Annotated in this window: 24 protein-coding genes; 11 read left to right on the top strand and 13 right to left on the bottom strand. The window is 65.4% G+C overall.

Annotation, left to right across the window (positions count from 1 at the left end):
- Positions 1-11: 11 nt before the first annotated feature.
- Positions 12-299, bottom strand: a complete 288-nt coding sequence (gene gatC, locus K7I12_RS07850) for an Asp-tRNA(Asn)/Glu-tRNA(Gln) amidotransferase subunit GatC (RefSeq protein WP_031383109.1) — start codon at positions 297-299, stop codon at positions 12-14.
- A gap of 198 nt (positions 300-497) precedes the next feature.
- Between gatC and K7I12_RS07855 the strand changes: the two genes are divergently transcribed.
- From K7I12_RS07855 to tldD, 7 genes are all read left to right on the top strand, one after another.
- Positions 498-1,535, top strand: a complete 1,038-nt coding sequence (locus K7I12_RS07855) for a rod shape-determining protein (RefSeq protein ID WP_031383110.1) — start codon at positions 498-500, stop codon at positions 1,533-1,535.
- A gap of 96 nt (positions 1,536-1,631) precedes the next feature.
- Positions 1,632-2,549: a rod shape-determining protein MreC gene (gene mreC, locus K7I12_RS07860; RefSeq protein WP_268871190.1), complete on the top strand. Its 918-nt coding sequence runs from the start codon at positions 1,632-1,634 to the stop codon at positions 2,547-2,549.
- Entirely contained in the window at positions 2,546-3,031 is a 486-nt protein-coding gene (mreD, locus tag K7I12_RS07865; protein ID WP_031383112.1) for a rod shape-determining protein MreD, read from the top strand. The genes mreC and mreD overlap by 4 nt, the downstream gene beginning before the upstream one ends.
- A gap of 40 nt (positions 3,032-3,071) precedes the next feature.
- Positions 3,072-3,674 (top strand): Maf family protein, encoded by a 603-nt coding sequence (locus tag K7I12_RS07870; RefSeq protein ID WP_031383113.1) that lies wholly within the window; start codon positions 3,072-3,074, stop codon positions 3,672-3,674.
- A 32-nt stretch (positions 3,675-3,706) separates the two neighbouring features.
- The gene (gene rng / locus K7I12_RS07875) at positions 3,707-5,170 is read left to right on the top strand and encodes a ribonuclease G (protein ID WP_231663820.1); all 1,464 of its coding nucleotides are present in this window, start codon (positions 3,707-3,709) and stop codon (positions 5,168-5,170) included.
- 4 nt (positions 5,171-5,174) lie between these two features.
- Positions 5,175-9,104, top strand: coding sequence for a YhdP family phospholipid transporter (locus K7I12_RS07880; protein ID WP_231663821.1), 3,930 nt, complete (start codon positions 5,175-5,177; stop codon positions 9,102-9,104).
- A complete protein-coding gene (gene tldD / locus K7I12_RS07885) occupies positions 9,101-10,555 on the top strand; it encodes a metalloprotease TldD (RefSeq protein ID WP_231663822.1) in 1,455 nt (484 codons plus the stop codon). Before K7I12_RS07880 ends, tldD begins: the two co-directional genes overlap by 4 nt.
- A 138-nt stretch (positions 10,556-10,693) precedes the next feature.
- Here the strand turns inward: tldD and yjgA are convergent, their stop codons facing one another.
- Positions 10,694-11,200 carry a ribosome biogenesis factor YjgA gene (gene yjgA / locus K7I12_RS07890; protein ID WP_031383117.1) on the bottom strand — a complete coding sequence of 169 codons (507 nt, stop codon included), beginning with the start codon at positions 11,198-11,200 and terminating at the stop codon, positions 10,694-10,696.
- A gap of 67 nt (positions 11,201-11,267) precedes the next feature.
- Here yjgA and pmbA point away from each other — a divergent pair, with 67 nt between their 5' ends.
- Positions 11,268-12,608, top strand: coding sequence for a metalloprotease PmbA (gene pmbA / locus K7I12_RS07895; protein WP_031383118.1), 1,341 nt, complete (start codon positions 11,268-11,270; stop codon positions 12,606-12,608).
- 117 nt (positions 12,609-12,725) lie between these two features.
- On the opposite strand, the gene mgtE is transcribed toward pmbA, so the two are convergent.
- The 11 genes from mgtE to K7I12_RS07950 all read right to left on the bottom strand — a co-directional run bounded on the left by mgtE (position 12,726) and on the right by K7I12_RS07950 (position 21,467).
- The gene (gene mgtE, locus K7I12_RS07900; RefSeq protein WP_231663823.1) at positions 12,726-14,081 is read right to left on the bottom strand and encodes a magnesium transporter; all 1,356 of its coding nucleotides are present in this window, start codon (positions 14,079-14,081) and stop codon (positions 12,726-12,728) included.
- A gap of 109 nt (positions 14,082-14,190) precedes the next feature.
- On the bottom strand, positions 14,191-14,460 hold the full coding sequence (locus K7I12_RS07905) for an HPr family phosphocarrier protein (protein WP_031383120.1): 270 nt from the start codon (positions 14,458-14,460) through the stop codon (positions 14,191-14,193).
- Positions 14,447-15,337 carry an RNase adapter RapZ gene (rapZ, locus tag K7I12_RS07910; protein ID WP_031383121.1) on the bottom strand — a complete coding sequence of 297 codons (891 nt, stop codon included), beginning with the start codon at positions 15,335-15,337 and terminating at the stop codon, positions 14,447-14,449. The genes K7I12_RS07905 and rapZ overlap by 14 nt, the downstream gene beginning before the upstream one ends.
- Before the next feature lie 104 nt (positions 15,338-15,441).
- A complete protein-coding gene (gene ptsN / locus K7I12_RS07915) occupies positions 15,442-15,939 on the bottom strand; it encodes a PTS IIA-like nitrogen regulatory protein PtsN (protein WP_051907384.1) in 498 nt (165 codons plus the stop codon).
- 9 nt (positions 15,940-15,948) lie between these two features.
- Complete coding sequence (gene hpf, locus K7I12_RS07920) at positions 15,949-16,257, bottom strand: ribosome hibernation-promoting factor, HPF/YfiA family (RefSeq protein WP_031383123.1); 309 nt, start codon at positions 16,255-16,257, stop codon at positions 15,949-15,951.
- A gap of 188 nt (positions 16,258-16,445) precedes the next feature.
- The gene (locus tag K7I12_RS07925) at positions 16,446-17,864 is read right to left on the bottom strand and encodes an RNA polymerase factor sigma-54 (protein WP_231663824.1); all 1,419 of its coding nucleotides are present in this window, start codon (positions 17,862-17,864) and stop codon (positions 16,446-16,448) included.
- 171 nt (positions 17,865-18,035) lie between these two features.
- Positions 18,036-18,761, bottom strand: a complete 726-nt coding sequence (gene lptB / locus K7I12_RS07930; protein WP_231663825.1) for an LPS export ABC transporter ATP-binding protein — start codon at positions 18,759-18,761, stop codon at positions 18,036-18,038.
- 64 nt (positions 18,762-18,825) lie between these two features.
- The gene (lptA, locus tag K7I12_RS07935; protein WP_231663827.1) at positions 18,826-19,347 is read right to left on the bottom strand and encodes a lipopolysaccharide transport periplasmic protein LptA; all 522 of its coding nucleotides are present in this window, start codon (positions 19,345-19,347) and stop codon (positions 18,826-18,828) included.
- Positions 19,344-19,931: an LPS export ABC transporter periplasmic protein LptC gene (lptC, locus tag K7I12_RS07940; RefSeq protein WP_231663828.1), complete on the bottom strand. Its 588-nt coding sequence runs from the start codon at positions 19,929-19,931 to the stop codon at positions 19,344-19,346. The genes lptA and lptC overlap by 4 nt, the downstream gene beginning before the upstream one ends.
- Positions 19,932-19,934: 3 nt before the next feature.
- Positions 19,935-20,477: a KdsC family phosphatase gene (locus tag K7I12_RS07945; RefSeq protein ID WP_231663829.1), complete on the bottom strand. Its 543-nt coding sequence runs from the start codon at positions 20,475-20,477 to the stop codon at positions 19,935-19,937.
- A gap of 9 nt (positions 20,478-20,486) precedes the next feature.
- On the bottom strand, positions 20,487-21,467 hold the full coding sequence (locus K7I12_RS07950) for a KpsF/GutQ family sugar-phosphate isomerase (RefSeq protein ID WP_231663830.1): 981 nt from the start codon (positions 21,465-21,467) through the stop codon (positions 20,487-20,489).
- 200 nt (positions 21,468-21,667) lie between these two features.
- Here K7I12_RS07950 and K7I12_RS07955 point away from each other — a divergent pair, with 200 nt between their 5' ends.
- The 3 genes from K7I12_RS07955 to mlaD are packed head-to-tail and all read left to right on the top strand — an operon-like array spanning position 21,668 to position 23,780.
- Positions 21,668-22,480: an ABC transporter ATP-binding protein gene (locus tag K7I12_RS07955; RefSeq protein ID WP_031383130.1), complete on the top strand. Its 813-nt coding sequence runs from the start codon at positions 21,668-21,670 to the stop codon at positions 22,478-22,480.
- Positions 22,481-22,539: 59 nt separating this feature from the next.
- Positions 22,540-23,319, top strand: coding sequence for a lipid asymmetry maintenance ABC transporter permease subunit MlaE (mlaE, locus tag K7I12_RS07960; protein WP_201448219.1), 780 nt, complete (start codon positions 22,540-22,542; stop codon positions 23,317-23,319).
- Complete coding sequence (mlaD, locus tag K7I12_RS07965; RefSeq protein WP_031383132.1) at positions 23,316-23,780, top strand: outer membrane lipid asymmetry maintenance protein MlaD; 465 nt, start codon at positions 23,316-23,318, stop codon at positions 23,778-23,780. The genes mlaE and mlaD overlap by 4 nt, the downstream gene beginning before the upstream one ends.
- The last annotated feature ends 6 nt before the right edge of the window (positions 23,781-23,786 follow it).

Here is a 23,786-nt window from a genome sequence, read left to right on the forward strand (position 1 = left end):
TCGCCAGCGACTTATTCGACGACTCTGGGGACCAGATACAGGCCGTCTTCCACGGCCGGTGCGCAGCGCTGAAAGCGTTCGCGCTGGTCGCTCTCGGTCACTTCGTCGGCGCGCAGGCGCTGGGTGGCGTCGAGCGGGTGGGCCAGCGGCGCCACGCCGCTGGTGTCGACGGCCTGCAGACGATCGACCATGTCCAGGATTCGGCTCAGGTCGTCCACGTAGCCCGCGGCTTCGTCGTCGTTCAGGCCTAGGCGAGCGAGAAAGGCGGCTCGCCGCACGTCTTGGAGTTCAAGCGCCATAACGTCTGCGGTCCTCAATGAAGGCTTCAGGCAAGGCGGGTCGATTGCGGTGCGATGCGCCGCAATCGACCGTTGGGAAAATAGCTTGATACGGTAGCATAACTCGCTTGGAAGGGCATCTCGCTTGCCGGGCTGCCCCCGCGATGATACCGTTTGCCTCCGCACAGGGTTCCGGTCTGGACTAGGTGAAAGACTTCCATGTTTAAACGTTTGAGGGGGCTGTTCTCCAGCGATCTGTCGATTGATCTGGGTACCGCCAACACACTGATTTATGTACGCGGTCGCGGTATCGTCCTGGACGAGCCCTCGGTAGTCGCGATCCGCCAGTCGGGCAATATGCGTTCTGTCGCGGCCGTGGGGGTCGACGCCAAGCGCATGCTCGGCCGTACCCCGGGCAACATAACCGCGATCCGCCCGATGAAAGACGGCGTGATCGCCGACTTCACCGTCACCGAGCAGATGCTCCAGCATTTCATTCGCAAGGTTCACCAGAGCACGTTCCTGACCCCGAGCCCGCGTGTGCTGGTCTGCGTGCCGTGCATGTCGACCCAGGTCGAGCGGCGTGCCATCAAGGAATCCGCCGAAGGGGCGGGCGCCCGCGAGGTGTTCCTGATCGAGGAGCCGATGGCGGCCGCCATCGGCGCCGGACTGCCGGTCGAGGAAGCCCAGGGCTCGATGGTCGTCGACGTGGGCGGCGGTACCTCCGAGATCGCCATCATCTCGCTCAACGGCGTGGTCTACTCCGAGTCGATCCGTGTCGGTGGCGACCGTTTCGACGAAGCGATCACCGCCTATGTGCGTCGCCACTACGGCAGCCTGATCGGCGAGGCCACGGCGGAGCGCATCAAGGAAGAGATCGGCTGTGCCTATCCGGGTGGCGAGCTGCGCGAGATCGACGTGCGTGGCCGCAACCTGGCCGAAGGCATTCCGCGCAGCTTCACGCTCAATTCCCACGAGATTCTCGATGCCTTGCAGGACCCGCTGGCTTCCATCGTTGCCGCGGTCAAGAGCGCGCTGGAACAATCGCCGCCGGAACTCGCCTCCGATATCGCCGAGCGTGGCCTGGTGCTGACCGGCGGTGGCGCCCTGCTGCGCGACATGGACAAGTTGATTGCCGAGGAAACCGGTCTGCCGGTGATCGTCGCCGAGGATCCGCTGACCTGTGTGGCCCGCGGCGGTGGCAAGGCCCTCGAGATGATCGACCAGCACACCTTCGAACTGCTTTCCAGCGATTGATCAATGGCAGCGCTTTGCGCCGCCGTTGATCGTCGCAGATGGGCCGCCTTCTCGAATGCGGCCCGCTTTCGTGGTCAGCTCGTAGGGAGTCGATCTATCAAACCGCTGTTTTCGCAGGGGCCCGCCCCCGGCTATCGCATGCTGCTATGCGCCTTCATCGCCTTCGCGTTGATGTTTGCCGAGCACCGCCTGCCGCGATTCGCGGAATTTCGTGCGGAGTTGTCGACCCTGGTCACCCCGGTGCAGTGGCTGGTCAGCTTGCCCAGCGATGCACTTTCCTGGGGGGCGCTGATGATCACCGACCAGCGCGAGCTGGTCGAGGAGAATCGCCGCCTGCGCGAGCAACTGCTGACGCTGTCCTACCGCGTCAAGCGCATGGCCAGCCTGACTGCCGAGAACACGCGTCTGCGAGAGTTGCTGTCCGCAGCGCAACGTCGTCAGGTGCCGTATATCGGCGCCGAACTGCTGTCGCTGGACTCCGACCCCTTTACCTACCAGATGGTCATCGACCGCGGCCGCAGTAGCGGCGTGCGTGTCGGTTTGCCGGTGATGGACGCTTCGGGGCTGATCGGCCAGGTAGTCTCGGTGTCCGCCTACACCAGCCGAGTCCTGATGGCCGTCGATGCCAGCCATGCGGTACCGGTGCAGAGCACCCGCAACGGGCTGCGGTTCATCGTCCAGGGGACCGGCAGTTACGACACCCTGGATGTGCTGAATGTGCCCGATACGGCCGACATCCAAGCCGGCGACCTGCTGGTGACTTCCGGTTTGGGCGGGCGTTTTCCCGAAGGCTTCCCGGTGGCTCGCGTCAGCGAAGTGGTCCACGATCCCGGCGAGCCGTTCGCCCAGGTCAGCGCCGAGCCGATCGCCCAGCCCGAAAGCTCGCGGTATTTTCTGATCCTGTTTCCGCCGCCGCGCGCAACGCGGATCAGCAGCGACGCGGTCGGTGTTGCCGTCGAGGCCGCCACCGGCCAGCCACAGCCCGGCCAAGGCGCCGCCAAGGAGCAGCCATGAACGTGTCCCTGCGCGGCCTGGCGACTACCTGGATCAGCCTGTTTCTGGCCTTGTGTCTGCAGGTCATGCCGCTTCCCGATGCCTGGCTGGTCTGGCGCCCCGACTGGCTGGGCCTGGTGCTGATCTACTGGTGCGTGGTCGCACCGCAACGGATCGGCGTGTTCCACGGCTTCATCCTCGGTCTACTGCTCGACCTGATCGAGGGCGCGCCACTTGGCCAGAATGCACTGGTGATGGCGCTGATCGCCTTTCTCGCCTTGCTGGTCTATCAGCGCATGCGCGCCTACGCGCTGGTTCAACAGGCGGTGCTGGTGTTCGTGCTGCTGGGTATCGCACAACTGCTCGAGCAGTGGCTGCGGATCATCTTCGGGCCCTTCGCGATCAATCTCGCCTTCCTACTGCCGGCACTGATCGGCGCGGTGCTATGGCCCTGGTTCTATACCTTGCTGCAAATGCTACGGCGACGCCTGGGGGTGAGCTGAATCCGCCTCATGCCGGCGATAGTTCGTCAAGGAGACGCCAATGACGCTTGTTGCCCCTGTGCTGCGCCTGGCATCGGCTTCGCCGCGACGCCGTGAATTGCTCACGAGCATTGGCGTGACGAGTGAGGTGGCACCGGTGGCTATCGACGAGACGCCCCACGCCGGTGAAAGCGCTGGCGATTATGTGTCGCGGCTGGCCCGCGACAAGGCATTGGCGGGGGCGGCCGGCAGCACGTTGGTGACACTCGGCTCGGATACCGCGGTGGTGATCGATGGTGCCATTCTCGGCAAGCCGCGCGATCGCGAGCATGCCTGCGCGATGCTCAGTGCCTTGTCCGGGCGCTGGCATTCGGTGATGACCGCGGTGGCAGTGACCGGCCCGCAGGGATTGCTGCAAGCGTGCGTGACCACGCGGGTGGCGATGCGCCCGATCGCCGCGACCGAGATGGCCGCCTACTGGGCGACCGGCGAGCCCGCCGACAAGGCCGGTGGCTATGCCATCCAGGGGCGTGCGGCGATGTTCGTCGAGCGCATCGAAGGCAGCCATTCGGCAGTGGTCGGCCTGCCGCTTTACGAGACCGCGCAATTGCTTGAGCGTCAGGGCCTCGCACTATGGCCTGACGGCGCCGGCGCTGTGTCATAATCGAGCCAAGAGCTTAGCACAAGGATTCCCGCATGAGTGGTGAGGTACTCATCAACCTGACCCCGATGGAAACCCGCGTCGCCGTGGTCGAAAACGGTGTCCTGCAGGAAGCCTTCATCGAGCGTAGCCGGCGTCGCGGTATCGTCGGCAACATCTACAAGGGCAAGGTCGTGCGCGTGCTGCCCGGCATGCAGGCGGCATTCATCGACATCGGTCTGGAACGGGCCGCCTTCATCCATGCCAACGAGGTGCTGCCGCCCAACACCCCGAGCGATGAGCAGGCGTCGATCAGCCAGTTGCTGCAACAGGGGCAGTCGCTGATAGTGCAGGCTACCAAGGACCCGATCGGTTCCAAGGGGGCGCGTCTGACCACTCATCTGTCGGTGCCCTCGCGCTATCTTGTCTACATGCCCGACTCGCCGCACACCGGCGTTTCCCAGCGCATCGAGGATGACGTCGAGCGCGAGCGCCTCAGGACGCTGGTCGAATCCTGCCTGGCCGATCACGACGCTGACGTGCCCGGCGGCTTCATCATTCGCACCGCGGCCGAGGGCGTGGGCGCCGACGAACTGATTGCCGACATGCAATTCCTGCTGCGGCTATGGCGCAAGGTCGACGAACGCAAGCTGACCGCGGCCGCGCCGAGCCGCCTCTACGACGACCTGCCGCTGTACATACGCACGCTGCGCGACGTGATGCGCGACGACATCGAGAAGGTGCGCATCGATTCGCGCGAGAACTACCAGCGGCTGATCGAATTCGCCGAGGAGTTCATGCCCAACGTGGTCGAGCGCGTCGAATACTATCCGGGCGAACGGCCGATCTTCGACTTGTTCAGTGTCGAGGACGAGATCCACAAGGCGCTGGGCCGAAAGGTTCAGCTCAAGTCGGGCGGCTACCTGGTGATCGATCCCACCGAGGCGATGACCACCATCGACGTCAACACCGGCGGCTATGTCGGGCACCGCAATCTCGAGGAGACGATCTTCAAGACCAACCTCGAAGCGGCGACCACCATTGCCCGCCAGCTGCGCCTGCGCAATCTCGGCGGCATCATCATCATCGATTTCATCGACATGGAGGACAACGAGCATCAGCGTCAGGTCCTGCGGGTGCTGGAGAAGTCGCTGGAGCGCGATCATGCCAAGAACAAGCTGACCGGCGTCACCGAGCTGGGACTGGTGCAACTGACCCGCAAGCGGACCCGCGAAAGCCTCGAACAGACATTGTGCGAGCCGTGCCCGACCTGTCAGGGGCGGGGCACGCTGAAGACGCCGGAAACGGTGTGCTACGAGATCTTTCGCGAGATCCTGCGCGAGGAGCGTGCCTATAGTCCCGATACCTACATGGTGCTCGCCTCGCAGGAAGTGGTCGACCGCCTGCTCGACGAAGAGTCCGCGGCGGTCGCCGATCTGGAGATCTTCATCGGCAAGACGATTCGCTTCCAGGTCGAAGGTCATTATTCCCAGGAGCAGTACGACATCGTGCTGATGTGAGCCCATGAGCCCGTTCCGTCTAACCCTGCGATGGGCCCTGACGTTGACGGCCCTGGCGCTGGTCCTGCTGGCGTTGCTGATCGGCGGCCTGCGTCTGAGGGTCGCGCAGCTCGACGCCGTGCGTGGGCGAATCGTCGCCGAGCTGTCGCAACAGTTCAATGCGAGTCTGACGATGAAGGCGTTCGAAGGGCGCCTGCAATGGTTCGATCCGGCGCTGCGTATCGACGATCTGCGCTTGATGTCGCAGGCAGGCAGCGATCCCTTTCCGCTGCTCGAGATCGAGTACGCCGACCTGCGCCTGGACACTGCTGCCTCGCTTCTTGCGCGGCAGCCGGTGCTCGGCGAAGCGCGCATCAGCCAGGCGACGCTGCATCTTTACCAGGATAGCGAAGGCCGCTGGCAATGGCCGGGACCGGCCGAAATCCCGCCCTACGTGATACCCGAGGGCGGCATGGACTTGTCGCGGCTTGACTATTGGGTACAGCTGTTGCTGCGCCAGCGGGTGGTGTTCAACGACCTGCGGGTGGTGCTGCACGGCCTCGACGAGACGCTGACGTTACGGGCGCCTCAGTTACTGATCGCCGAAGAATCGGGGCGTGCCCATCTCGAGGGGCAACTGTTCGTCGCCGACCAGTCGCAGCAATCGCTTTCCGTGGTGCTCGAAGTCCTGCCCGGGTCCCAGGGATTGAATGATTTCAGCGCTGCACTTCAGGCGCGCACGGATCTGGGCAGCCTGACGCGGCTGGGTCGGCTGCTCACACGCCGTGAGCCCTTGAGTCTCGAGCGGGTGAGTGGCGAGGCCGAGCTGTGGGCGCGTTGGCGCGACGGGCGCGTCGAGGATGCTCGGCTGGCCCTGTCGATACCCGAGCTGAGTGTCGCGGACAGCGAGGGCACCCTCGAACTGCGCGATATCCAGGCCCGCGGGCAGTGGCTGCGCGGTGACGGCGATGAATGGAATGCCTGGGTCAATAGCTTGTCCATGAACGATGCCCGGGACGGCGCCTCGTCGCTGCCCGAGCGTCTGCAACTGGCCGGCGAGGGCGATGACTGGTGGCTGCGCAGCTCGGCGTTTTCGGTGGATGAGCTGATGGCCTGGCGACGGCGGCTGCCGTTGCCCGAGCGCTGGCAATCGATGCTCGATGCGCTCAAGCCCGGGGGTCGCGTCGAGGGCCTGCAGGTGGGCCGACAGCAGGGCCAGTGGCAGGCGCGCGCCGCCTTGCAGGAGATGACCGCCCAGCCCTGGCAGGACGCCCCCGGTGGCGGCCCTTTCGATGCCTGGGTCGAGGCCGACGGTCGCACCGGGTACGTCGAATTCGCCGGCCGGCAGGGTGTCGAGCTGCGCTTTCCCAAGCTGTTTCCTGCCCCCTTGTCGCTCGATTATGCCAGCGGTCGCGTCAATTGGTCGCTGAACGGCGAGCAGCCGCAAGTCGCTGGCGAGGAGTTGTCGCTCGGCTGGCGCGGCGCTTCGGTCGACGGCGACTTTCAGCTGACGGTACCGGGCGAAAACGCCCGCCAGCGGCCCGGGCAATTCGCGTTGAACCTCGACATGCGCAATGTCGATGCGACGCAGACGCCGCTGGGCGAGTGGTTGCCGCTCGAGGTGTTCGATAGCGAGCTGCGTGAATGGCTGACCTCGGGCATCACCGGCTATGTCCCGCGCGGCTCGCTGCAGTTCAGTCAGACTCTTGATGGCGACCTCGATGGCGAGGAGACTGGCGCGACCCAGGAGGACGCCGATGAACTCGGCAAGAGCGCCGAGCTGCGCCTGGCCCTCGACGTCGAACGGGGCTACCTGCCCTACGACCCCGAATGGCCGGCGCTCGACGCGCTCAGTGGTCAACTCACGCTGAATAACCAGACCCTCGAGGCGACGGTGGAGCATGCCGAGACGCTGGGCCTGGTCAGCGAAGGCGCCAAGGTATCGCTGGCCGACGAACGCTTGACGGTCGAAGGGCCGGTCGCTGGCCCCGTTCAAGGCCTGTTCGACTTTCTGGCCGCCGCACCGCTCGATGGCCTGGAGAGTTTCAGCGACTGGCGAGGCGAAGGGCGAGTCGACGGCCAACTGCGCCTCGCTGTGGCCATGGATACTCCGGAATCGGTAGACGCGCCCGTCGATGTCGATCTGCAGGCCCGTGTCGATGCACCGTCGATCCGTCTGCCCCAGGCCGATCTGGAGTTGGGTAACGTCAATGGTGCGTTGCGTTATAAATACCTCGGCGAATCTGGCAGCGACACCCTGACCGGTCAACTCGGCGCACGGGTCTTCGAGGGGCCGCTGCTTGCCGACTTCGATGTCGGCGGCCAGGGGGTGACCCTGGAGGGTCGCGCCCTGGCTCGCGGGCTGCTGGACTGGGCGGGAGTCGATGGCCTCGGCGGCCTGATCAGCGGCTATTTTCCCTATACGGCCGAACTCGACCTCGAGGCCGACAAGCCGAGCCTGAGCCTGAATAGCGATCTCCAGGGTCTGGCCATCGACCTGCCGGCGCCGTTCGGCAAGACGCTGGATGCCCGGGTCCCGCTTGCCGTGACGGCCTCGATCCCCGATCGTGTGGTCGAGCTCGAGCTGGCCGAGCGCTTGCGTCTGCGCTGGCGTTCGCTGGGCCCCGAAGGCGGCCAGGGTCAGGCCTGGCTGGAAAACTGGCCGGTCGATCCTGAATGGCCGAGTGGCAGCGGGTGGGACATCGCCTGGAACACCCCGCGGCTGTCGCTGGCAGGCTGGCAGCAAGCGCTGGCCGAGGTATCGCTGCCCTCGGCCGCGGATGAAGCCGAGGCCAACGGCCGCTCGGCGCTGAGTCGGTTGCAGCGCTTTAACCTGCAAACCGACTGCCTGTACTACCAGCAGCGCTGCCTCGGCGATCTGCAGGCCTCGGCCAGCCCGCTGAACGAATATGGCTGGTCGCTGGGCCTGACGGGTTCGCTGATGCAGGGGCGCGCCGAATATCGGCCGAGGCAGGCCGCGCCGCTGGCTATTAGCCTCGCACGCTTGAATCTTGACCCGCTGCTCGCCGGTGGCGGCGAACAGAACGACGCCTCGTCACCCAGCCTGCAGAGCGAGATCGTCACCGCACCGCCCGAGCCCGCACCACTGCCCGACTGGCTGACCCAGGTGCCGGCAGGCCGGTTGAGCATCGCCACGCTGTCGCGCAGCGGCCGTCAATTCGGCCCTTTCGAGGCGAATTGGCGGGAATCCCCCGACCGCCTGCGGCTCGATCCGGTCTCGCTGAAGCTGGGCGAGATAACCGCGCAGGGCGAACTGGTCTGGGAGGCCTCGGGCGAGCAGGCGAGCCTGACTCGTTCACGGCTATCGATCAGCGGCGGCGATCTGGGCACGGCGTTGGCGACGCTCGATCAGCCGGTGGCCATCAACTCGACGCGCACCGAGGTACAGACCCAACTGGCCTGGCCGGGCGCGCCCTGGCAATTCGCCCTGGCGCGTTCGCGGGGCAGCATTGAAGTGGGTCTGAGCGACGGTAGTTTCCGCACCCTCGAATCGCCCTCTGCGCGGCTGGTCGGGTTGCTCAACGTCGACAACCTGCTGCGCCGGTTGCGCCTGGATTTCTCCGACGTCACCGGCGAAGGCACCGCATTCGACAGTGTCAGCGGCGATGCCACACTGTATGGTGGACGTCTGGAAACCCGCGGGCCGGTTGAAATCGACGGGACCTCCACCCAATTCACCCTGGATGGCAGCGTGGATCTGCTGGCGCGCCAGCTCGATCTGACTCTTGGGGTCACCGTGCCGGTCAGCCAGAATCTGCCTCTGGCCGCCGTGATCGCCGGCGCGCCCTATGTCGGCGGCGCGCCCTATGTCGGCGGCGCGCTGTTTCTGGCGGACAAGGTCTTCGGTGGCTGGCTCGACAAGGTCACGAGAATTTACTATCGCGTGGAGGGGCCCTGGACCTCGCCGCGAATCACCGTGGAAGATGCCGAATGACGCAACGCTCCCATTCGCCTCTCGACGAGGCCATAACTACCCTGCTCGCCCCCGGCGGCCTGGATGCCGAGGCGCTCGAGCCGGGCCTGGAACAGGCGCTGGGGCCGGGCATCGATTATGCCGACCTGTATTTCCAGCGTAGCTGGCAGGAAAACTGGGTCCTCGAGGACGGCGAGGTCAAGGACGCCAGCTTCAATATCGACGGCGGCGTCGGCGTACGCGCGCTGGCCGGAGAAAAGACCGGCTTCGCCTATTCCAACCAGATCACCGCCGATGCGCTGGCCGAGGCCGGGCGCACCGCTTCGGGGATCGCGCGCAGCGGTTCCCGGCTGATGCGGGTGCCGGTACACAGCGCGGCGGCGGCGCAGCGCTATGCCGGCATCGATCCGCTATCGGGGCTGTCTGCGGAAGACAAGATCGCCCTGCTCAAGCAGGCCGATCGCGTCGCCCGCGCCGCCGACCCCAGCGTCGCCCAGGTCAGCGCCTCGCTGAGCGGCGTCCATGAAGTGGTGCTGGTGCGCGCCAGCGACGGCACGCTGGCGGCGGACATCCGCCCGCTGGTGCGTTTCAACGTCAGCGTCATCGCCATGCGCGACGGTCGCCGCGAGCGTGGCAGCGCCGGCGGCGGCGGGCGCTATGCGATGTCGCGGCTGCGTGACGAGAACGTCGCCGAGCGCTACGCCAAGGAAGCCGTGCGCCAGGCGCTGGTCAACCTCGAGGCGGTCGACGCGCCGGCCGGCCAATTGCCGGTGGTGCTGGGCGCCGGCTGGCCGGGCATCCTGCTTCACGAGGCGGTGGGCCATGGCCTGGAGGGGGACTTCAATCGCAAGGGCAGCTCGGCGTTCGCCGGGCGCATCGGCCAGCCAGTCGCCGCCAGGGGGGTGACCGTGGTCGACGACGCCACGCTGGCCGAGCGGCGCGGTTCGATGTCGATCGACGACGAGGGCACGCCCGGCGCCTATACGCCGCTGATCGAGGACGGCATCCTCACCGGCTACATGCAGGACAAGCTCAACGCGCGGCTCATGGGCATGAGCCCGACCGGCAATGCGCGGCGTGAATCCTACGCGCACATGCCGATGCCGCGGATGTCCAACACCTACATGCTGGCCGGCCAGGACGACCCCGAGGACATCGTCAAGAGCGTCAAGCGCGGCCTCTACGCGGTCAGCTTCAGCGGTGGGCAGGTCGACATCACCTCCGGCAAGTTCGTGTTCGCGGCCAGCGAGGCCTATCTGATCGAGGACGGCCGCATCACCGCGCCGGTCAAGGGAGCGACGTTGATCGGCAATGGCCCCGAGGCGATGGGGCGGGTGTCGATGATCGGCAACGACATGCAGCTGGACAGCGGGATCGGCGTCTGTGGCAAGGAGGGCCAGGGCGTGCCGGTGGGCGTCGGCCAGCCGACGCTGAAATTAGACGAGCTGACGGTCGGCGGCACGCAATCGTGAACGAACGTGCCTGCGCTCGCTCATGCGGCGTTGAACATCGGCTCGGCATGCTCATTTACGAACTTGTAAACTCCGCTGCCTCGCCGCTGTTCGCCTTGCCTGAGCATCGCTCGGCTACGTCCCGCGGGTATAGCACTATTAAATGCTGGCGGTATCGCGGATCAGTTGGAACAGCTTGCGGGCGTTGGTCGGCGGTTTGCCGCGCTGGCGCTCGCTCTGGGCATTGCGGATCAGCTGGCGCAGCGCCTGACGGTCGACGTGGGGGTGTTCGGCGATAAAGGCTTCGAGCGCCTCGCCGTCGTCCTCGACCAGCCGGTCGCGCCACTGTTCAAGGCGGTGGAAGGCGTGATCGCGGCGCAGCTTTTCCTGCTCGAATTCGTCGAACACGGCCTGGATGGCGGCGATGTCCTCGCGCCGCATGACCTTGCCGACGTACTGCATGTGCCGGCGGCGGCCTTCGTGGGAGCGGATGCGCGAGGTTTCCTCGACCGCCGCGAGCATGTCCTCGGACAGCGGCAGTCGGGCGCGCTGCGGGGCGGGCAGGGCGATGATCTTTTCGCCCAGCGCCTGCAGCGCCAGCATTTCGCGTTTGAGTTGGGACTTGCTCGACCGTTCCGGAAGATCGGCGGGGGACTCGAATGACATGCCATTTCCATAAGCATTTGGGAGGTTGGCGCAGTATACCAGCCAGCCTTCGCACAAGGAGACCAACATGACACAGGCTTTCGATGCGAGTGCGCAGCAGGCGCTGCTGGAAGCGCGTGCGGCGGCCGCGCTCGAGCAGGCCCGCGAGGCGGGTGCCGACGCTTGCGAGGTGGGCGCCAGCGTCGACCAGGGGATCAATGTCAGCGTGCGCATGGGCGAGGTGGAGACCGTCGAGTTGGCGCGCGACCAGGGCATTGCCGTCACCGTCTATGTCGGCCAGCGCAAGGGCAGCGCCTCATCGTCGGACGCCAGCGAGGCGTCGATCCGCGCGCTGGTCGACAGAGCCCTGACAATCGCCCGTCAGACCGGCGAGGACACGGCGTCCGGCCTGGCCGACAAGGCGTTGATGGCCACCGAGCTGCCGGATCTGAAGGTCCACCATCCATGGCAGTTGTCGACCGATCAGGCGATCGAGATGGCCCTGGCCTGCGAACAGGCCGGGCGCGGTGTGGCGGGCATCAGCAACTCCGAAGGCGCCGAACTGTCGAGCGGTGAAGGCGTACGGGTCTATGCCAACAGCCACGGCTTCATGGGCAGCCAATGCGGTAGCCGGCATTCGCTGTCGTGCATGCTGATCGCTCAGGACGAGCAGGGCATGCAGCGCGACTACGATTATTCCAGCGAGCGCGATCCGGCCAAGCTGGCCTCGCCCGAGGCGATCGGCCGGCGCGCCGCCGAGCGTACCTTGCGGCGGCTCGGCGCCAAGCGCCCGGCCACCGGTCGCATGCCGGTGATGTTCGCCCCTGAATTGGCCGGCGGGCTGATCGGACACTTGCTGAGTGCCATCGCTGGAGGCTCGCTCTATCGCGACGCCTCGTTTCTCTGTGACAGCCTCGGCGAGACGCTGTTTCCCGAGTGGCTGTCGCTCCAGGAGAAGCCGCGCGAGATCGGTGGGATGGCGAGTGCGCCGTTCGACAACGATGGGGTCTATACCCGCGACAACGTCTACGTCGAGCAGGGGCGGATCGCCAGTTACATGCTCTCGGCCTACAGTGCGCGGAGGCTCGGCATGACCACCACCGGCAACGCCGGCGGTGCGCGCAATGTGCGGCTGGACGCGCCGTTGAGCACACCCGAGGCGCTGCTGGCGCGGATGGGCAGCGGCGTGGTGGTCACCGAGCTGATGGGCCAGGGGGTCAACGGCGTGACCGGCGATTATTCACGCGGGGCGGCCGGCTTCTGGGTCGAGAACGGCCAGCTGCAATATCCGGTCGAGGAGTTCACCATCGCCGGCAACCTGCGCGGCATGTTCGGCAATCTGCTCGGGGTGGGCGACGATGTCGATACCCGCGGCAGCGTGCATACCGGCAGTTGGCTGATCGACGACATGATGGTGGCGGGGGGCTAAAGAGGGCCTACGGCCAGAAGAGGGAAGAGGCAAAATGATTCTTGCTACTTGTTCTTCTTCCAGGCGCATAGCGCCGTTCTTCCCTCTTCGAGACGCGAAGCGTCGGTCTTCCGTCTCCTATAGGTAGAACAGCGTCGCCAGGCCGAGGAAGGCCATGAAGCCGATCACGTCGGTGACGGTGGTCAAAATCACGTTGCCGGACAGCGCCGGGTCGATGTCGAGCTTCTTGAGCGCCACGGGCAGCAGGGTGCCGCAGAGCGCGGCGATCAGCAGGTTGATGACGATCGCTGCGGCGATGATGGCGCCCAGCGTCAGGTCGTCGAACCAGACCACGGCGATGGCGGCGATTACCAGCGCCCAGAGCAGGCCGTTGAGCACGCTGACGATCAGCTCGCGGCTGAGCAGCCAGCGCATGTTGTTGCCCGAGACATGGCCAAGGGCGATGCCGCGGATCAGCACCGTCAACGTCTGGGAGCCGGCGATGCCGCCCATGCTGGCGACGATCGGCATCAGCACCGCAAGGGCGGTGACACGCTGGATGGTGCCCTCGAACAGCCCGATCACCGCTGCCGCCATGAATGCGGTGATCAGGTTGACGCCCAGCCAGACTGCCCGTCGCCGACTGGTCCGCCAGGCCGGAGCGAAGGTGTCCTCGTCGTCGTCGAGGCCGGCCATGCTCATGACCTGATGCTCGGCGTTCTCGCGGATCACGTCGACCACGTCGTCGATGGTGATTCGGCCCAGCAGGTGGCCATCGGTGCCGACCACTGGCGCCGATACCAGGTCGAACTTCTCGAACAGCTTGGCGACCTCGCTCTCGCCGGTCATCGCCGCAATGCGGACCATGTCGGTATCCATCACCTCGCGGACCAGCATCGACGGGTCGGAAACCAGCAGGCGGTTGATCGGCAGGCTGCCGATCAGCTTGTCGTCGCGGGTCACCACCAACAGCGTGTCGGTGGTGTCCGGCAGGCGCTCATGACGACGCAGATAGCGCAAAACCACGTCGAGCGTGATATCCGGGCGGATCGTCAGCGCATCGGTGTTCATCAGCCCGCCGGCGGTGTCCTCGGGATAGGCGAGGACGGTCTCCAGACGCTGGCGTTCCTGCGCCTCCATCGAGGCCAGCACTTCGAGAGTGACGGTGTTGGGCAGGCGCTGCAGCAGATCGGCCAGGTCGTCGACGTCGAGCCGCTCGGTGGCCGAGACCAGCTGCTGGGTGTCCATGCGGCTGAGAAACACCGTCTGGATATCATCGTTGAGATATTGCAGGACGTCGCCCTGCAACTCGGGGTCGACCAGTGCCCAGAGCACCTCGCGCTCGCGCGGCGGGGTCGATTCGAGCAGATGAGCCACGTCGACCGGTGCCAGGCCGCGGTTGAGCATGCGTCGGACCTGATCCAGGGCGCCGTTTTCCAAGGCTGCGTTGAGCCGATCGAGGCGAGGCTGTAGTCGGCTTGGATTCTGGCTCATGGCAGTCGGCGTCCTTGATCGCCCCGCGGTGGGCGGCGTCATTCTAACATCGTGGCCGGGCTCGAAGGGCAACGATCCGTCGCGCGGTCGCACGTTCGCCGATGGACGCTTACAGATCCTCTTCGAAACGTGCCGCGAGCAACGCCTCGAGCGCATCGAGCGCCTGGCTGGCCTGCGGGCCCTCGGCTTTGATGGTCAGCCGGCTGCCACAGGGCGCGGCGAGCATCAGCAACGACATGATGTTGGCGGCATCGCCGCTGCGACCCTGATGATGAACGGTAACGCTGGCGTCGTAACCCTGACAGCACTGGACCAGCCTGGTCGCGGCACGGGCATGCAGGCCGCGCTTGTTGATCAGCGTCAGCTCACGCTGTGGCATCGGCGGCTCCCACGGCGGCGTGGATGCCCAATTCCCGATGACGAATTCGCACCCGGTAACGGCCGGTAAAGTGCTGCGCCAGACGTTCGGTCAGATACACTGAACGATGCTGGCCGCCGGTGCAGCCGATCGCCACCGTCAGATAACTGCGGTTGCTGGCGCGGTAGGCGGGCAACCAGCGTTCGAGCCAGTCGCGGATATCGTCGGCCATGGCGCCGACATCCGGATAATCCTCGAGAAAGGTCACGATCTCGGCATCTCGGCCATTGAACGGGCGCAGCCGCGGATCCCAGTAGGGATTGGGCAGGCAGCGGGCGTCGAAGACGGTATCGGCATCGAGCGGCACGCCGCGCTTGAAGCCGAACGATTCGAAGGTCAGCGTGAGCTGTTCGCTGGTATGGTGGGCGACCTGCTCGGCGATGCGTCCGCGCAGGTCGTGGACCGAGAGCTGCGAGGTATCCATCACCAGGTCGGCCAGATCCCGGATGTCCGCCAGTGCCTTCTCCTCGGACTCGATCGCCTCGGCCAGGGTCATCTGGCTATTACGGGTCAGCGGATGGCGGCGGCGGGTCGCCGAGTAGCGCTCGAGCAGGATCTTGTCCTCGGCGGTCAGATAGACCACCTGGCAATCGATGCCGCGCTGGCGCACGGCCTCGAGCTGCGCGGGAAAGCGCTCGAGGGCCGTGGGCAAGTTGCGCGCATCAATGCTGACCGCGACGCTGGCGCGCTTGCTGTCGGCCTGCTGGAGCTCATCGATCAGCGCATCGAGGAGCATCGCCGGCAGGTTGTCGATGGCATAGAAGCCCAGGTCCTCGAGTGCCTGGAGGGCGATCGACTTGCCGGATCCGGAGCGGCCACTGATGATCACGAGTTGCATGGGGCGGCTCCCTTGTCACGATGAGTCACGAGGCGGTCGTATGACGCTGGGCATACCAGACCCGAATTGAATAGGCCGGGGCGAATTAAAGCGCAGCCTTCAGGCTACCTGGCCTGCCGCGGCGCGCTACCGGCGCCGCCATCGAGGGCATGGATGGCATCGATGAGCGTTTCGTGCAGTTCACGCTGGCTGGCACTGTGGCGCAGCCGGTTGCGGGTGTCGGCGTCGTTCATGATGCCGGCGACCTGGGCGAGTAGCGCCAGGTGGGTGTCGTCGGCCTCTTCGGGTACCAGCAGCACGAACAGCAGGTCGACCGGTTCGCCATCGACTGCATCGAAATCGATCGGCTCCTGTAGCTTGATAAAGCCGGCTACTGGCGCCTTGCAATGGGGATTGCGCGCATGGGGAATGGCCACGCCATTGCCGATGCCGGTACTCCCCAGCCGTTCACGACCGATCAGCCGGCTGAACACCTCCTGGCTGTCCAGGCTAGGGGTGTTCTGGGCGATGAAGGTGCTGAAGAACTCAAGCACGCGCTTCTTGCTCCCCCCGGGCACGGCAAACAGAGTGCGTTCGGGGGGCAGTATGGTTTCCAGTGACATGATGGGGAGTCAGCGGGCGCCGGCGCCTTGCGCGCGGGCCTGGGCCTTTTCCTTGTGTTTGACGAGTTGGCGGTCGAGCTTGTCGGCCAGGGCATCGATGGCGGCGTACATGTCGCCGTTCTCGGCTTCGGCATGCAAGTCAGCACCCGCTGCGTGAAGCGTGCAGGCCGCCTGATGGCGTTCCTTCTCGATCGAGAGCGTTACCTGCACGGTGGTGATGTTGTCGTAGTGGCGTTCCAGCCGCGCCAACTTTTCGTTGACGTAGTCACGCAATGCATCCGTCAGTTCGACGTGATGGCCGGTGATGTTGGCTTGCATGGCACGTTCCTTTTCGACGAGTGATGGCCGATTGTAACCCTTTTTGCAGCTTAGCAAACCCCTCGCGGGATGGTGGCCGCAAACGTCGCTTGTCGAGAGCGGGAAGACATGTGAATCGACGTTTCGATGCGATAGGGCGCGGCACTTTCCTTGTGCCGGGGAGAGAGCTGCATATGTCTGAAGGAGCCTCAGGCGAGGCGTCTGCGTTCACCGGAGGAGGGGATGCCCAGCGCTTCGCGATACTTGGCGACGGTGCGTCGCGCCACCGCGATGCCATCGGCGGCGAGCAGCTCGACCAGCTTGCTGTCGGAAAGTGGCTTGCGCGGCGGCTCGTCGCCGATCAGCTTCTTCAGGCGTGCGCGTATCGCGGTGCTGGAGTGCGCATCGCCTTCGCTGCCGCCGCCGACATGGCTCGAGAAGAAGTACTTGAGTTCGAAGACGCCGCGCGGGGTATGAATGAACTTCTGTGTGGTGACCCGCGAGATGGTCGATTCGTGCATCTCCACGGTCTGGGCGATGTCGGCGAGCACCAGCGGTTTCATGGCCTCCTCGCCACGCTCGAGGAAGTCGAACTGGCGGATCATGATCTCGCGACCGACCTTGAGCAGGGTGTCGTTGCGACTCGACAGACTCTTGATCAACCAGCGCGCCTCCTGAAGGTGCTGCTTCATGAAGGTGTTGTCGTCGCTCTTGTCGGCGCGCTTGATCAAGGCGGCATAGTCGGGCTGGACGCGCAATCGCGGTAGCGCCTCGGGATTGAGCTCGATACGCCAGCCCTCGCGAGTATGGCGAGCCACCAGGTCGGGGATCACGTAATCCTCGCCACTGGCGTCGAAGGCTTGGCCGGGGCGTGGATCGAGGGCGCGGATCAGGGCGATCACCGCATCGAGCTGGGCATCGTCGAGACGCAGCCGACGCTTGAGCAACTTGCGGTCATCATTGGCCAGCGCGTCGAGAAACTGGCGTACCAGGCGCTTGGCCTGGGGCAGCAGCGGCGTATCGTCGGCCAGCGTAGCCAGTTGCAGCAGCAGACACTCGCGCAGGTCGCGGGCGAATACACCGGTGGGGTCGAACTGTTGAAGACGATGCAGAATCTGCTCGACCTCGGCGGCCTTGAGTCCGGAAAGCCCCTGGCTGCGCAGGCCTTCCGTCAATTCGTCGAGCTGACCGTCGAGATAGCCGTCGAGGTTGACTGCATCGATGAGACAGTCGGCGATCGCATGTTCGCGACTGTCGAGCCCGGTCATGTCGAGCTGCCAGCGAAGGTGATCCTGCAGGCTCTGATCGGCGGCGTTGCGCTCGAGATCGGGGCCGTCTTCGCTGCGCCCCGCGCTGGGGGCCAGGTCCTGGTAGGTGTCCGACCACTCGCTGTCCAGCGCGAGCTCCTCGGGGATGTCGCTGGCCCAGTCGTCGTCGGCGGCTTCGCCGACGGCGGCTTCGCCGTAGTCGTCCTCCATCTCGAGCATGGGATTGGCTTCCAGCGCCTGCTGGATCTCCTGGCGCAGATCCAGTGTCGATAGCTGCAGCAGCTGGATGGCCTGCTGCAGCTGAGGCGTCATGGTCAGCTGGGTGCCGACCCGAAGCTGCAGCGTGGGTTTCATTGCCATGACAAGCGTGACTTCACTGGCGGAATTTCCGACACGTTATCCTGACCGATGAGCTCTTGCAAGTTTAAAAGCAATAACCATGCCATCTATTTGTCTGGTACCGCTTGGCGCTATCTTGCGCAGGGCCGACGCGTTTGGCAGGCGCCGATTCTGCCCGGCAATGACAATCGCTCAGAGCCGGAATTCATTGCCCAGATAGACCTCGCGGACCTTCTGGCTGGCGAGGATCGCCTCGGCGTTACCCTCGGCGATGATCTGGCCGTCGCCGACGATGTAGGCGTTGTCACAGATATCCAGCGTCTCGCGCACGTTATGGTCGGTGATCAACACGCCGATGCCGCGATCGCGCAGCTGGCGGATGATCGACTTGATTTCGCCGACCGAGATCGGATCGACCCCGGCGAAAGGCTCGTCGAGCAGGATGAACGCCGGCTCGGTGGCCAGCGAGCGGGCGATCTCTACCCGCCGGCGCTCGCCACCGGACAGGCTCATGCCCATGTTGTCGCGAATATGGGTGATATGAAATTCCTCGAGCAGCTGTTCGAGCTGGTGCTTGCGTCCCGGCTTGTCCAGGTCGCGACGCGTCTCGAGGATCGCCATGATGTTGTCGGCGACCGACAGCTTGCGAAAGATCGAGGCTTCCTGAGGCAGGTAGCCAATGCCGGCGCGGGCGCGGTGATGCATTGCTGCCCGGCTGAGGTCCTGGTCGTCGATGCCCACCTCGCCGGCGTCGGCGCGTACCAGGCCGACGATCATGTAGAACGAGGTCGTCTTGCCAGCCCCGTTGGGGCCGAGCAGGCCGACGATACTGCCCTGGCCGATCGATAGGCTGATGTCCTGAACCACGCGGCGATTCTTGTAGCTCTTGGCCAGATGCCTGGCGAACAGTGTCTTCATCGCGCGGGACTCTCCTCTAGATTGGCCTCTAGATTGGCCTCTAGCCTGGCCTCGATCGGCGGGGTCATTGTTCGGCGGACTTCGGCGTCAGGCTCATGCGCACGCGCTCGTTCTCGGCTCCCTGGGCCTGGGAGCGCGCCTGGACCTGGCGGTTGTCGAGAAAATATTCGACATAGGCACCGCTGAAGGTATCTCTGGTCTGGCGTAGCTCGGCCTGACCGACGAGCTCGACGCGCCGCTCGCCGGCGTAGTAGATGATCGTATCGCCCCAGCCCTTGACCAGCGGGTCGTCGGGCGCCGGGCGCTGTTCGAGATAGGCGCGCTCGGCGTCGCCGATGGCGGTGACCTGGGTCACTTCGCCCTGGTCGTTGCGTTTGATCTCGACGCGCTGGGCGGTCAGTTGCATGCTGCCCTGCTGCATGTCGACGTCACCGGTGTAGACGGCGGTGCCGGCACGGTCATCGAGATCCAGGCGGTCGGCGGCGATATTGATCGGCTGGTCGGCATCGCTGTCCAGCGCCAGGGCCGGCGCGGCGAGAAGCGCTGCGCCGGCCAGGGTTAAGGCGGCGAAAAGGGTACGCATCATGTTCCTGAATCCTCGTCGATCGTCGGGTGATGGCCGCGTACGTTGCCGTTGAGCTGCAGGCGTCCAGTGTTCAGCCAGGCGTCGAAGCGATCGCCGCGCACGCGCTGCTGGAATTTGCGCAGTACGGCGTCGCTCTCGCTCCAGGCGTGGTTGTCGTCGGCATCGTAGATCAGCACCTCGCTGTTGATTCGCCAGCCCTCGCCGGGCGCCTCGAGCTGGGCGTTGCCGCTTAGCGTGAGCGGATTGGCGTTGGCCCCCAGCCTACCCGTGTCGGCACTGGCGAACCAGACCCGGCCGCGGTCGTCGACGAGCCGGGCATCGGGGGATTCGAGGCGCGTCACGTCATCAATCGGGGTATGCGTCAGGCGGGGTGTCGCGAGCCGCTGATAGGCGTTGCCGGCTGCGTCGAAGCGGGTCAGCTTGGCGTCTTCCAGATAGTAGTCGGGTTCGCCGCTTTCGGCCGTGGGAGGGGGAGCGGGTAGCGGGATATTGCGTTGCTCGATCAGCGCCAGGAGTCCGCCCAGCGCGAGCAGGATGAGTGCCAGCCACCATTTGGGTGAAAGCCGCGAGAGACGCTGGAGCATCGTTTAATTCCGGTCGTGGAGATAAGTGTCGAGTAGCGCCGTCCAGTGGCCCTGCATCTGCAGCAGTCCATCGCAGATATCGCGCACGGCGCCCTTGCCGCCGGGACGCTGGGTGACCCAGTCGGCCTGTTCACGGATATAGTCTGGCGCATTGGGCACGCTGATGCCGAGCCCCGCGCAGCGGATGGGGGCGAGGTCGGGCAGATCGTCGCCGCAATAGGCGATCTGCTCGAATTTGAGATCCAGCGTGTCGAGCAACTGGCGCAGCACGGTCAGCTTGTCGTCGCGCCCCTGGAAAACATGCTCGATGCCCAGTGCCGCGGCGCGCCACGCCACCATCGGCGACTCGCGGCCGGTAATGATCGCCACCTCGACGCCGGCCTGGCGCAGCAGCTTGATGCCCTGGCCATCCTGGGTGCTGAACGCCTTGGTTTCCTGGCCATCGGTCTGGAAATACAGCTGGCCGTCGGTCATCACGCCATCGACATCGAGGACCAGCAGGCGCACGCGACGGGCGCGCTCGGTCAGGTCGGGATTATTGGTCATGCTGTCTCCTCAGATCACGCCGCTGACGAGCAGGTCGTGCATGTGGATGGCGCCGATCGGGCGATCGTCGCCGTCGACCACGGCCAGCGCGGTGATGCGGTTGTCTTCCATGAGCCTGACCGCCTCGGCTGCTAGAATGTCGGCGCGGATCCGCTTGCCGCCGCGGGTCATCACATCGTCGACCCGCAGTGCGCGCAGATCGCCATGTTGATCGAGGGTGCGGCGCAGATCGCCGTCGGTGTAGACGCCGGCCAGCCGGCCCTCGTCGTCGATCACGCAGGTAAAGCCCAGCCCCTTGCGGGAGATTTCGAGCAGTGCGTCGCGCAGCGGGCTGCCCAGCGCCACGCGGGGCAGGCGTTCGCCGCTGTGCATCAGGTCCTCGACCTTGAGCAGCAAGCGCCGGCCCAGCGTGCCGCCGGGGTGCGACAGGGCGAAGTCCTCGGCGGTGAAGCCGCGCGCCTCGAGCAGGGCCACCGCCAACGCGTCGCCAAGCGCCAGCGCGGCGGTGGTCGAGGCGGTCGGCGCCAGATCGAGCGGACAGGCTTCGCGCTCCACGCTGGCGTCGAGGTGGGCCTCGGCATGGCAGGCCATGGCCGAGGCGGGACGCCCGGTCATGCTGATCAGCGGCGTGCCCATGCGCTTCAACAGCGGCAGCAGCGCGGTGATCTCCTGAGTCTCGCCGGAGTTCGACAGCGCCAGTACCACGTCGCGGGCGGTGATCATGCCCAGGTCGCCGTGGCTGGCCTCGCCGGGGTGGACGAAGAAGGCCGGCGTTCCAGTGCTCGCCAGCGTGGCGGCGATCTTGCGTGCGATATGCCCCGACTTGCCCATGCCGGTGACCACCACGCGCCCCTGGCAGGCGAGGATCAGCCGGCAGGCGCGGTCGAAATCGTCGGACAGCTTGCCGATCAGTGTGGCGATGGCCTGCTGTTCCAGTTTCAAGGTGCGTCGGGCGCTGGCACGAAAGGCGAAGTCGATATCGATGGTCATGGCAGTGATTGTTGCCCCCGGGGCGATTGGACTCAAGAGGCGACGCTGCCGGACGCTCCGGCCGGTTCGTCGCAACTGTGCCGGGCGCTTATTAGACGCATAGTGGCGGTGGCATGCAAGGGTGAAACCCGGTCGGGCTGGTCGTGGTACGCTGGGTTAGGATACGATGTTCGATAATTTTTCACCACTGAGTCGCCTGAATGAACGAATCGCTGCTCGTCGAGGTGGAAGGATTGCGCTTTTCCCGTGGCGAGAAGGAAATCTTTCGCGGTGTCGATCTGCAGATTCCGCGCGGCAAGATCACTGCGATCATGGGACCCAGCGGCACCGGCAAGACGACGCTGCTCAAGCTGATCGGCGGCCAGTTGCGGCCGGACGCGGGGCGGGTCAGGATCGCCGGCCACGACGTGCACCGCCTGTCGCGGCGGGCGCTGTTCCGGCTGCGCCGGCGCATGGGCATGCTGTTCCAGAGCGGCGCGCTGTTTTCCGATCTCTCCGTGTTCGAGAACGTGGCTTTCCCGTTGCGCGTGCATACCGATCTGCCCGAGGCGATGGTACGCGACATCGCCCTGATGAAGCTCGAGGCGGTGGGCTTGCGTGGCGCTCGCGAACTGATGCCCTCGGAACTGTCGGGGGGGATGCTGCGACGGGTGGCGCTGGCCCGGGCGATCGCCCTGGATCCCGACTTGATCCTCTATGACGAGCCGTTCGTGGGGCAGGATCCGATCTCGATGGGCGTGCTGGTGCAATTGGTCAAGAAGGTCAATCAGGCACTGGGACTGACCGCCGTGGTGGTCTCCCACGACGTCAAGGAGACCCTGACGATCGCCGATTATGTCTACGTGATCTCCGATGGCCAGGTGATGGCGCATGGCACGCCGGCATCGCTGGATGACACCGGCGACGCCCGGGTGCGCCAGTTCATCCACGGTGAACCCGACGGACCGGTGCCGTTTCATTATCCAGCGCCGGATTACGTCACCGACATCATGGCCGGGAGGGTGCAGCGTTGAGCGATCGTCACGAAAATCGTAGCCATGCCTTGCCCGGTACGATCTTGCGCCGGGCTGTCTTGCGCAGGATCGCGGCGCTGGGTCGGACGACGCTGGATGCCATCGACGCGCTGGGGCGGGCGGGGATGATCCTGGTGTTGTCGAGTCTGACCGTGCCGTCACGGGAAGGCTGGCGGCTGTGGCTGCGCCAGATGCATTTCGTCGGCGTGATGTCGCTGGCCATCGTGCTGGTATCCGGCATGTTCATCGGCATGGTGCTGGGGCTGCAGGGCTACACCATTTTGGTCGATTTCGGCGCCGAGGATGCGCTGGGGCAGATGGTCGCCCTGTCGTTGCTGCGCGAACTGGCGCCGGTGGTCACGGCGTTGCTGTTTGCCGGGCGCGCCGGCTCGGCGCTGACCGCCGAGATCGGCCTGATGAAGGCCACCGAGCAACTCTCGAGCATGGAGATGATCGGTGTCGACCCGTTGCGCCGGATCATCGCCCCACGGTTGTGGGCGGGCTTCGTTTCGCTGCCGCTGCTGACCGTCGGCTTCAGTGTGGTGGGCATCTGGGGCGGTTACCTGATCGGCGTGCAGTGGCTGGGCGTCTTCGATGGCTCCTACTGGAGCAACATGCAGGACAGCGTCGGCTTCTTCGCGGATATCGGCAACGGCATGATCAAGAGCGTGGTGTTCGCGCTGGTGGTGACCTGGATCGCGGTCTTCCAGGGCTATGACCTGGTGCCAACCTCGGAAGGCATTTCGCGCGCCACCACGCGCACGGTGGTTTATTCTTCGCTGGCGGTGCTGGGGCTGGACTTCGTGCTCACCGCGACGATGTTTGGAGAACTCGGATGAGACGCAGCAAGGGGATAGAATTTGGGGTCGGCCTGTTCATGCTGGCCGGCGTGATCGGCGTGATCTTCCTGGGACTGCGAGTCAGCGGTCTGGGCACCGGCGTTACGGGCGATACCATGACGCTGCACGCCAATTTCGCCAATATCGGTGGTCTCAAGGTGCGCTCCAAGGTGACGCTGGCCGGCGTCGAGGTGGGGCAGGTCTCGGCGATCGAACTCGACCCTGAATGGTTCGACGCCCGCGTCACTTTCGAGGTCGACGACAAGCTCGAAGGCGTTTTGCCGCGCGACTCCACGGCGGCGATACTTACTGCGGGGCTGTTGGGCGAGCAGTACATCGGTCTGTCGATGGGCGGCGACCCGCAAACTCTCGAGGATGGCGATACGATCCGCGATACGCAGCAGGCCCTGGTGCTTGAAGAACTGATTCAGCAGTTCGTGTCGAACATGGTGAAGGATTGAGCAGGA

The organism is Halomonas sp. IOP_31 (genome assembly GCF_021151495.1).
Lineage (GTDB): Bacteria > Pseudomonadota > Gammaproteobacteria > Pseudomonadales > Halomonadaceae > Modicisalibacter > Modicisalibacter zincidurans.

Excerpts from the sequence above, each read along its gene's own strand:
- K7I12_RS07950 (WP_231663830.1), bottom strand. The coding sequence starts at position 21,467 with ATGACCATCGATATCGACTTCGCCTTTCGTGCCAGCGCCCGACGCACC.
- K7I12_RS07955 (WP_031383130.1), top strand. The coding sequence starts at position 21,668 with ATGAACGAATCGCTGCTCGTCGAGGTGGAAGGATTGCGCTTTTCCCGT.
- mgtE (WP_231663823.1), bottom strand. The coding sequence starts at position 14,081 with ATGAGCCAGAATCCAAGCCGACTACAGCCTCGCCTCGATCGGCTCAAC.
- rapZ (WP_031383121.1), bottom strand. The coding sequence starts at position 15,337 with ATGCAACTCGTGATCATCAGTGGCCGCTCCGGATCCGGCAAGTCGATC.
- gatC (WP_031383109.1), bottom strand. The coding sequence starts at position 299 with ATGGCGCTTGAACTCCAAGACGTGCGGCGAGCCGCCTTTCTCGCTCGC.
- pmbA (WP_031383118.1), top strand. The coding sequence starts at position 11,268 with ATGACACAGGCTTTCGATGCGAGTGCGCAGCAGGCGCTGCTGGAAGCG.
- lptB (WP_231663825.1), bottom strand. The coding sequence starts at position 18,761 with ATGAAGACACTGTTCGCCAGGCATCTGGCCAAGAGCTACAAGAATCGC.
- K7I12_RS07880 (WP_231663821.1), top strand. The coding sequence starts at position 5,175 with ATGAGCCCGTTCCGTCTAACCCTGCGATGGGCCCTGACGTTGACGGCC.
- mlaD (WP_031383132.1), top strand. The coding sequence starts at position 23,316 with ATGAGACGCAGCAAGGGGATAGAATTTGGGGTCGGCCTGTTCATGCTG.
- K7I12_RS07855 (WP_031383110.1), top strand. The coding sequence starts at position 498 with ATGTTTAAACGTTTGAGGGGGCTGTTCTCCAGCGATCTGTCGATTGAT.
- ptsN (WP_051907384.1), bottom strand. The coding sequence starts at position 15,939 with ATGTCACTGGAAACCATACTGCCCCCCGAACGCACTCTGTTTGCCGTG.
- hpf (WP_031383123.1), bottom strand. The coding sequence starts at position 16,257 with ATGCAAGCCAACATCACCGGCCATCACGTCGAACTGACGGATGCATTG.
- lptA (WP_231663827.1), bottom strand. The coding sequence starts at position 19,347 with ATGATGCGTACCCTTTTCGCCGCCTTAACCCTGGCCGGCGCAGCGCTT.
- K7I12_RS07870 (WP_031383113.1), top strand. The coding sequence starts at position 3,072 with ATGACGCTTGTTGCCCCTGTGCTGCGCCTGGCATCGGCTTCGCCGCGA.
- K7I12_RS07945 (WP_231663829.1), bottom strand. The coding sequence starts at position 20,477 with ATGACCAATAATCCCGACCTGACCGAGCGCGCCCGTCGCGTGCGCCTG.
- K7I12_RS07925 (WP_231663824.1), bottom strand. The coding sequence starts at position 17,864 with ATGGCAATGAAACCCACGCTGCAGCTTCGGGTCGGCACCCAGCTGACC.
- lptC (WP_231663828.1), bottom strand. The coding sequence starts at position 19,931 with ATGCTCCAGCGTCTCTCGCGGCTTTCACCCAAATGGTGGCTGGCACTC.
- tldD (WP_231663822.1), top strand. The coding sequence starts at position 9,101 with ATGACGCAACGCTCCCATTCGCCTCTCGACGAGGCCATAACTACCCTG.
- mreD (WP_031383112.1), top strand. The coding sequence starts at position 2,546 with ATGAACGTGTCCCTGCGCGGCCTGGCGACTACCTGGATCAGCCTGTTT.
- yjgA (WP_031383117.1), bottom strand. The coding sequence starts at position 11,200 with ATGTCATTCGAGTCCCCCGCCGATCTTCCGGAACGGTCGAGCAAGTCC.
- K7I12_RS07905 (WP_031383120.1), bottom strand. The coding sequence starts at position 14,460 with ATGCCACAGCGTGAGCTGACGCTGATCAACAAGCGCGGCCTGCATGCC.
- rng (WP_231663820.1), top strand. The coding sequence starts at position 3,707 with ATGAGTGGTGAGGTACTCATCAACCTGACCCCGATGGAAACCCGCGTC.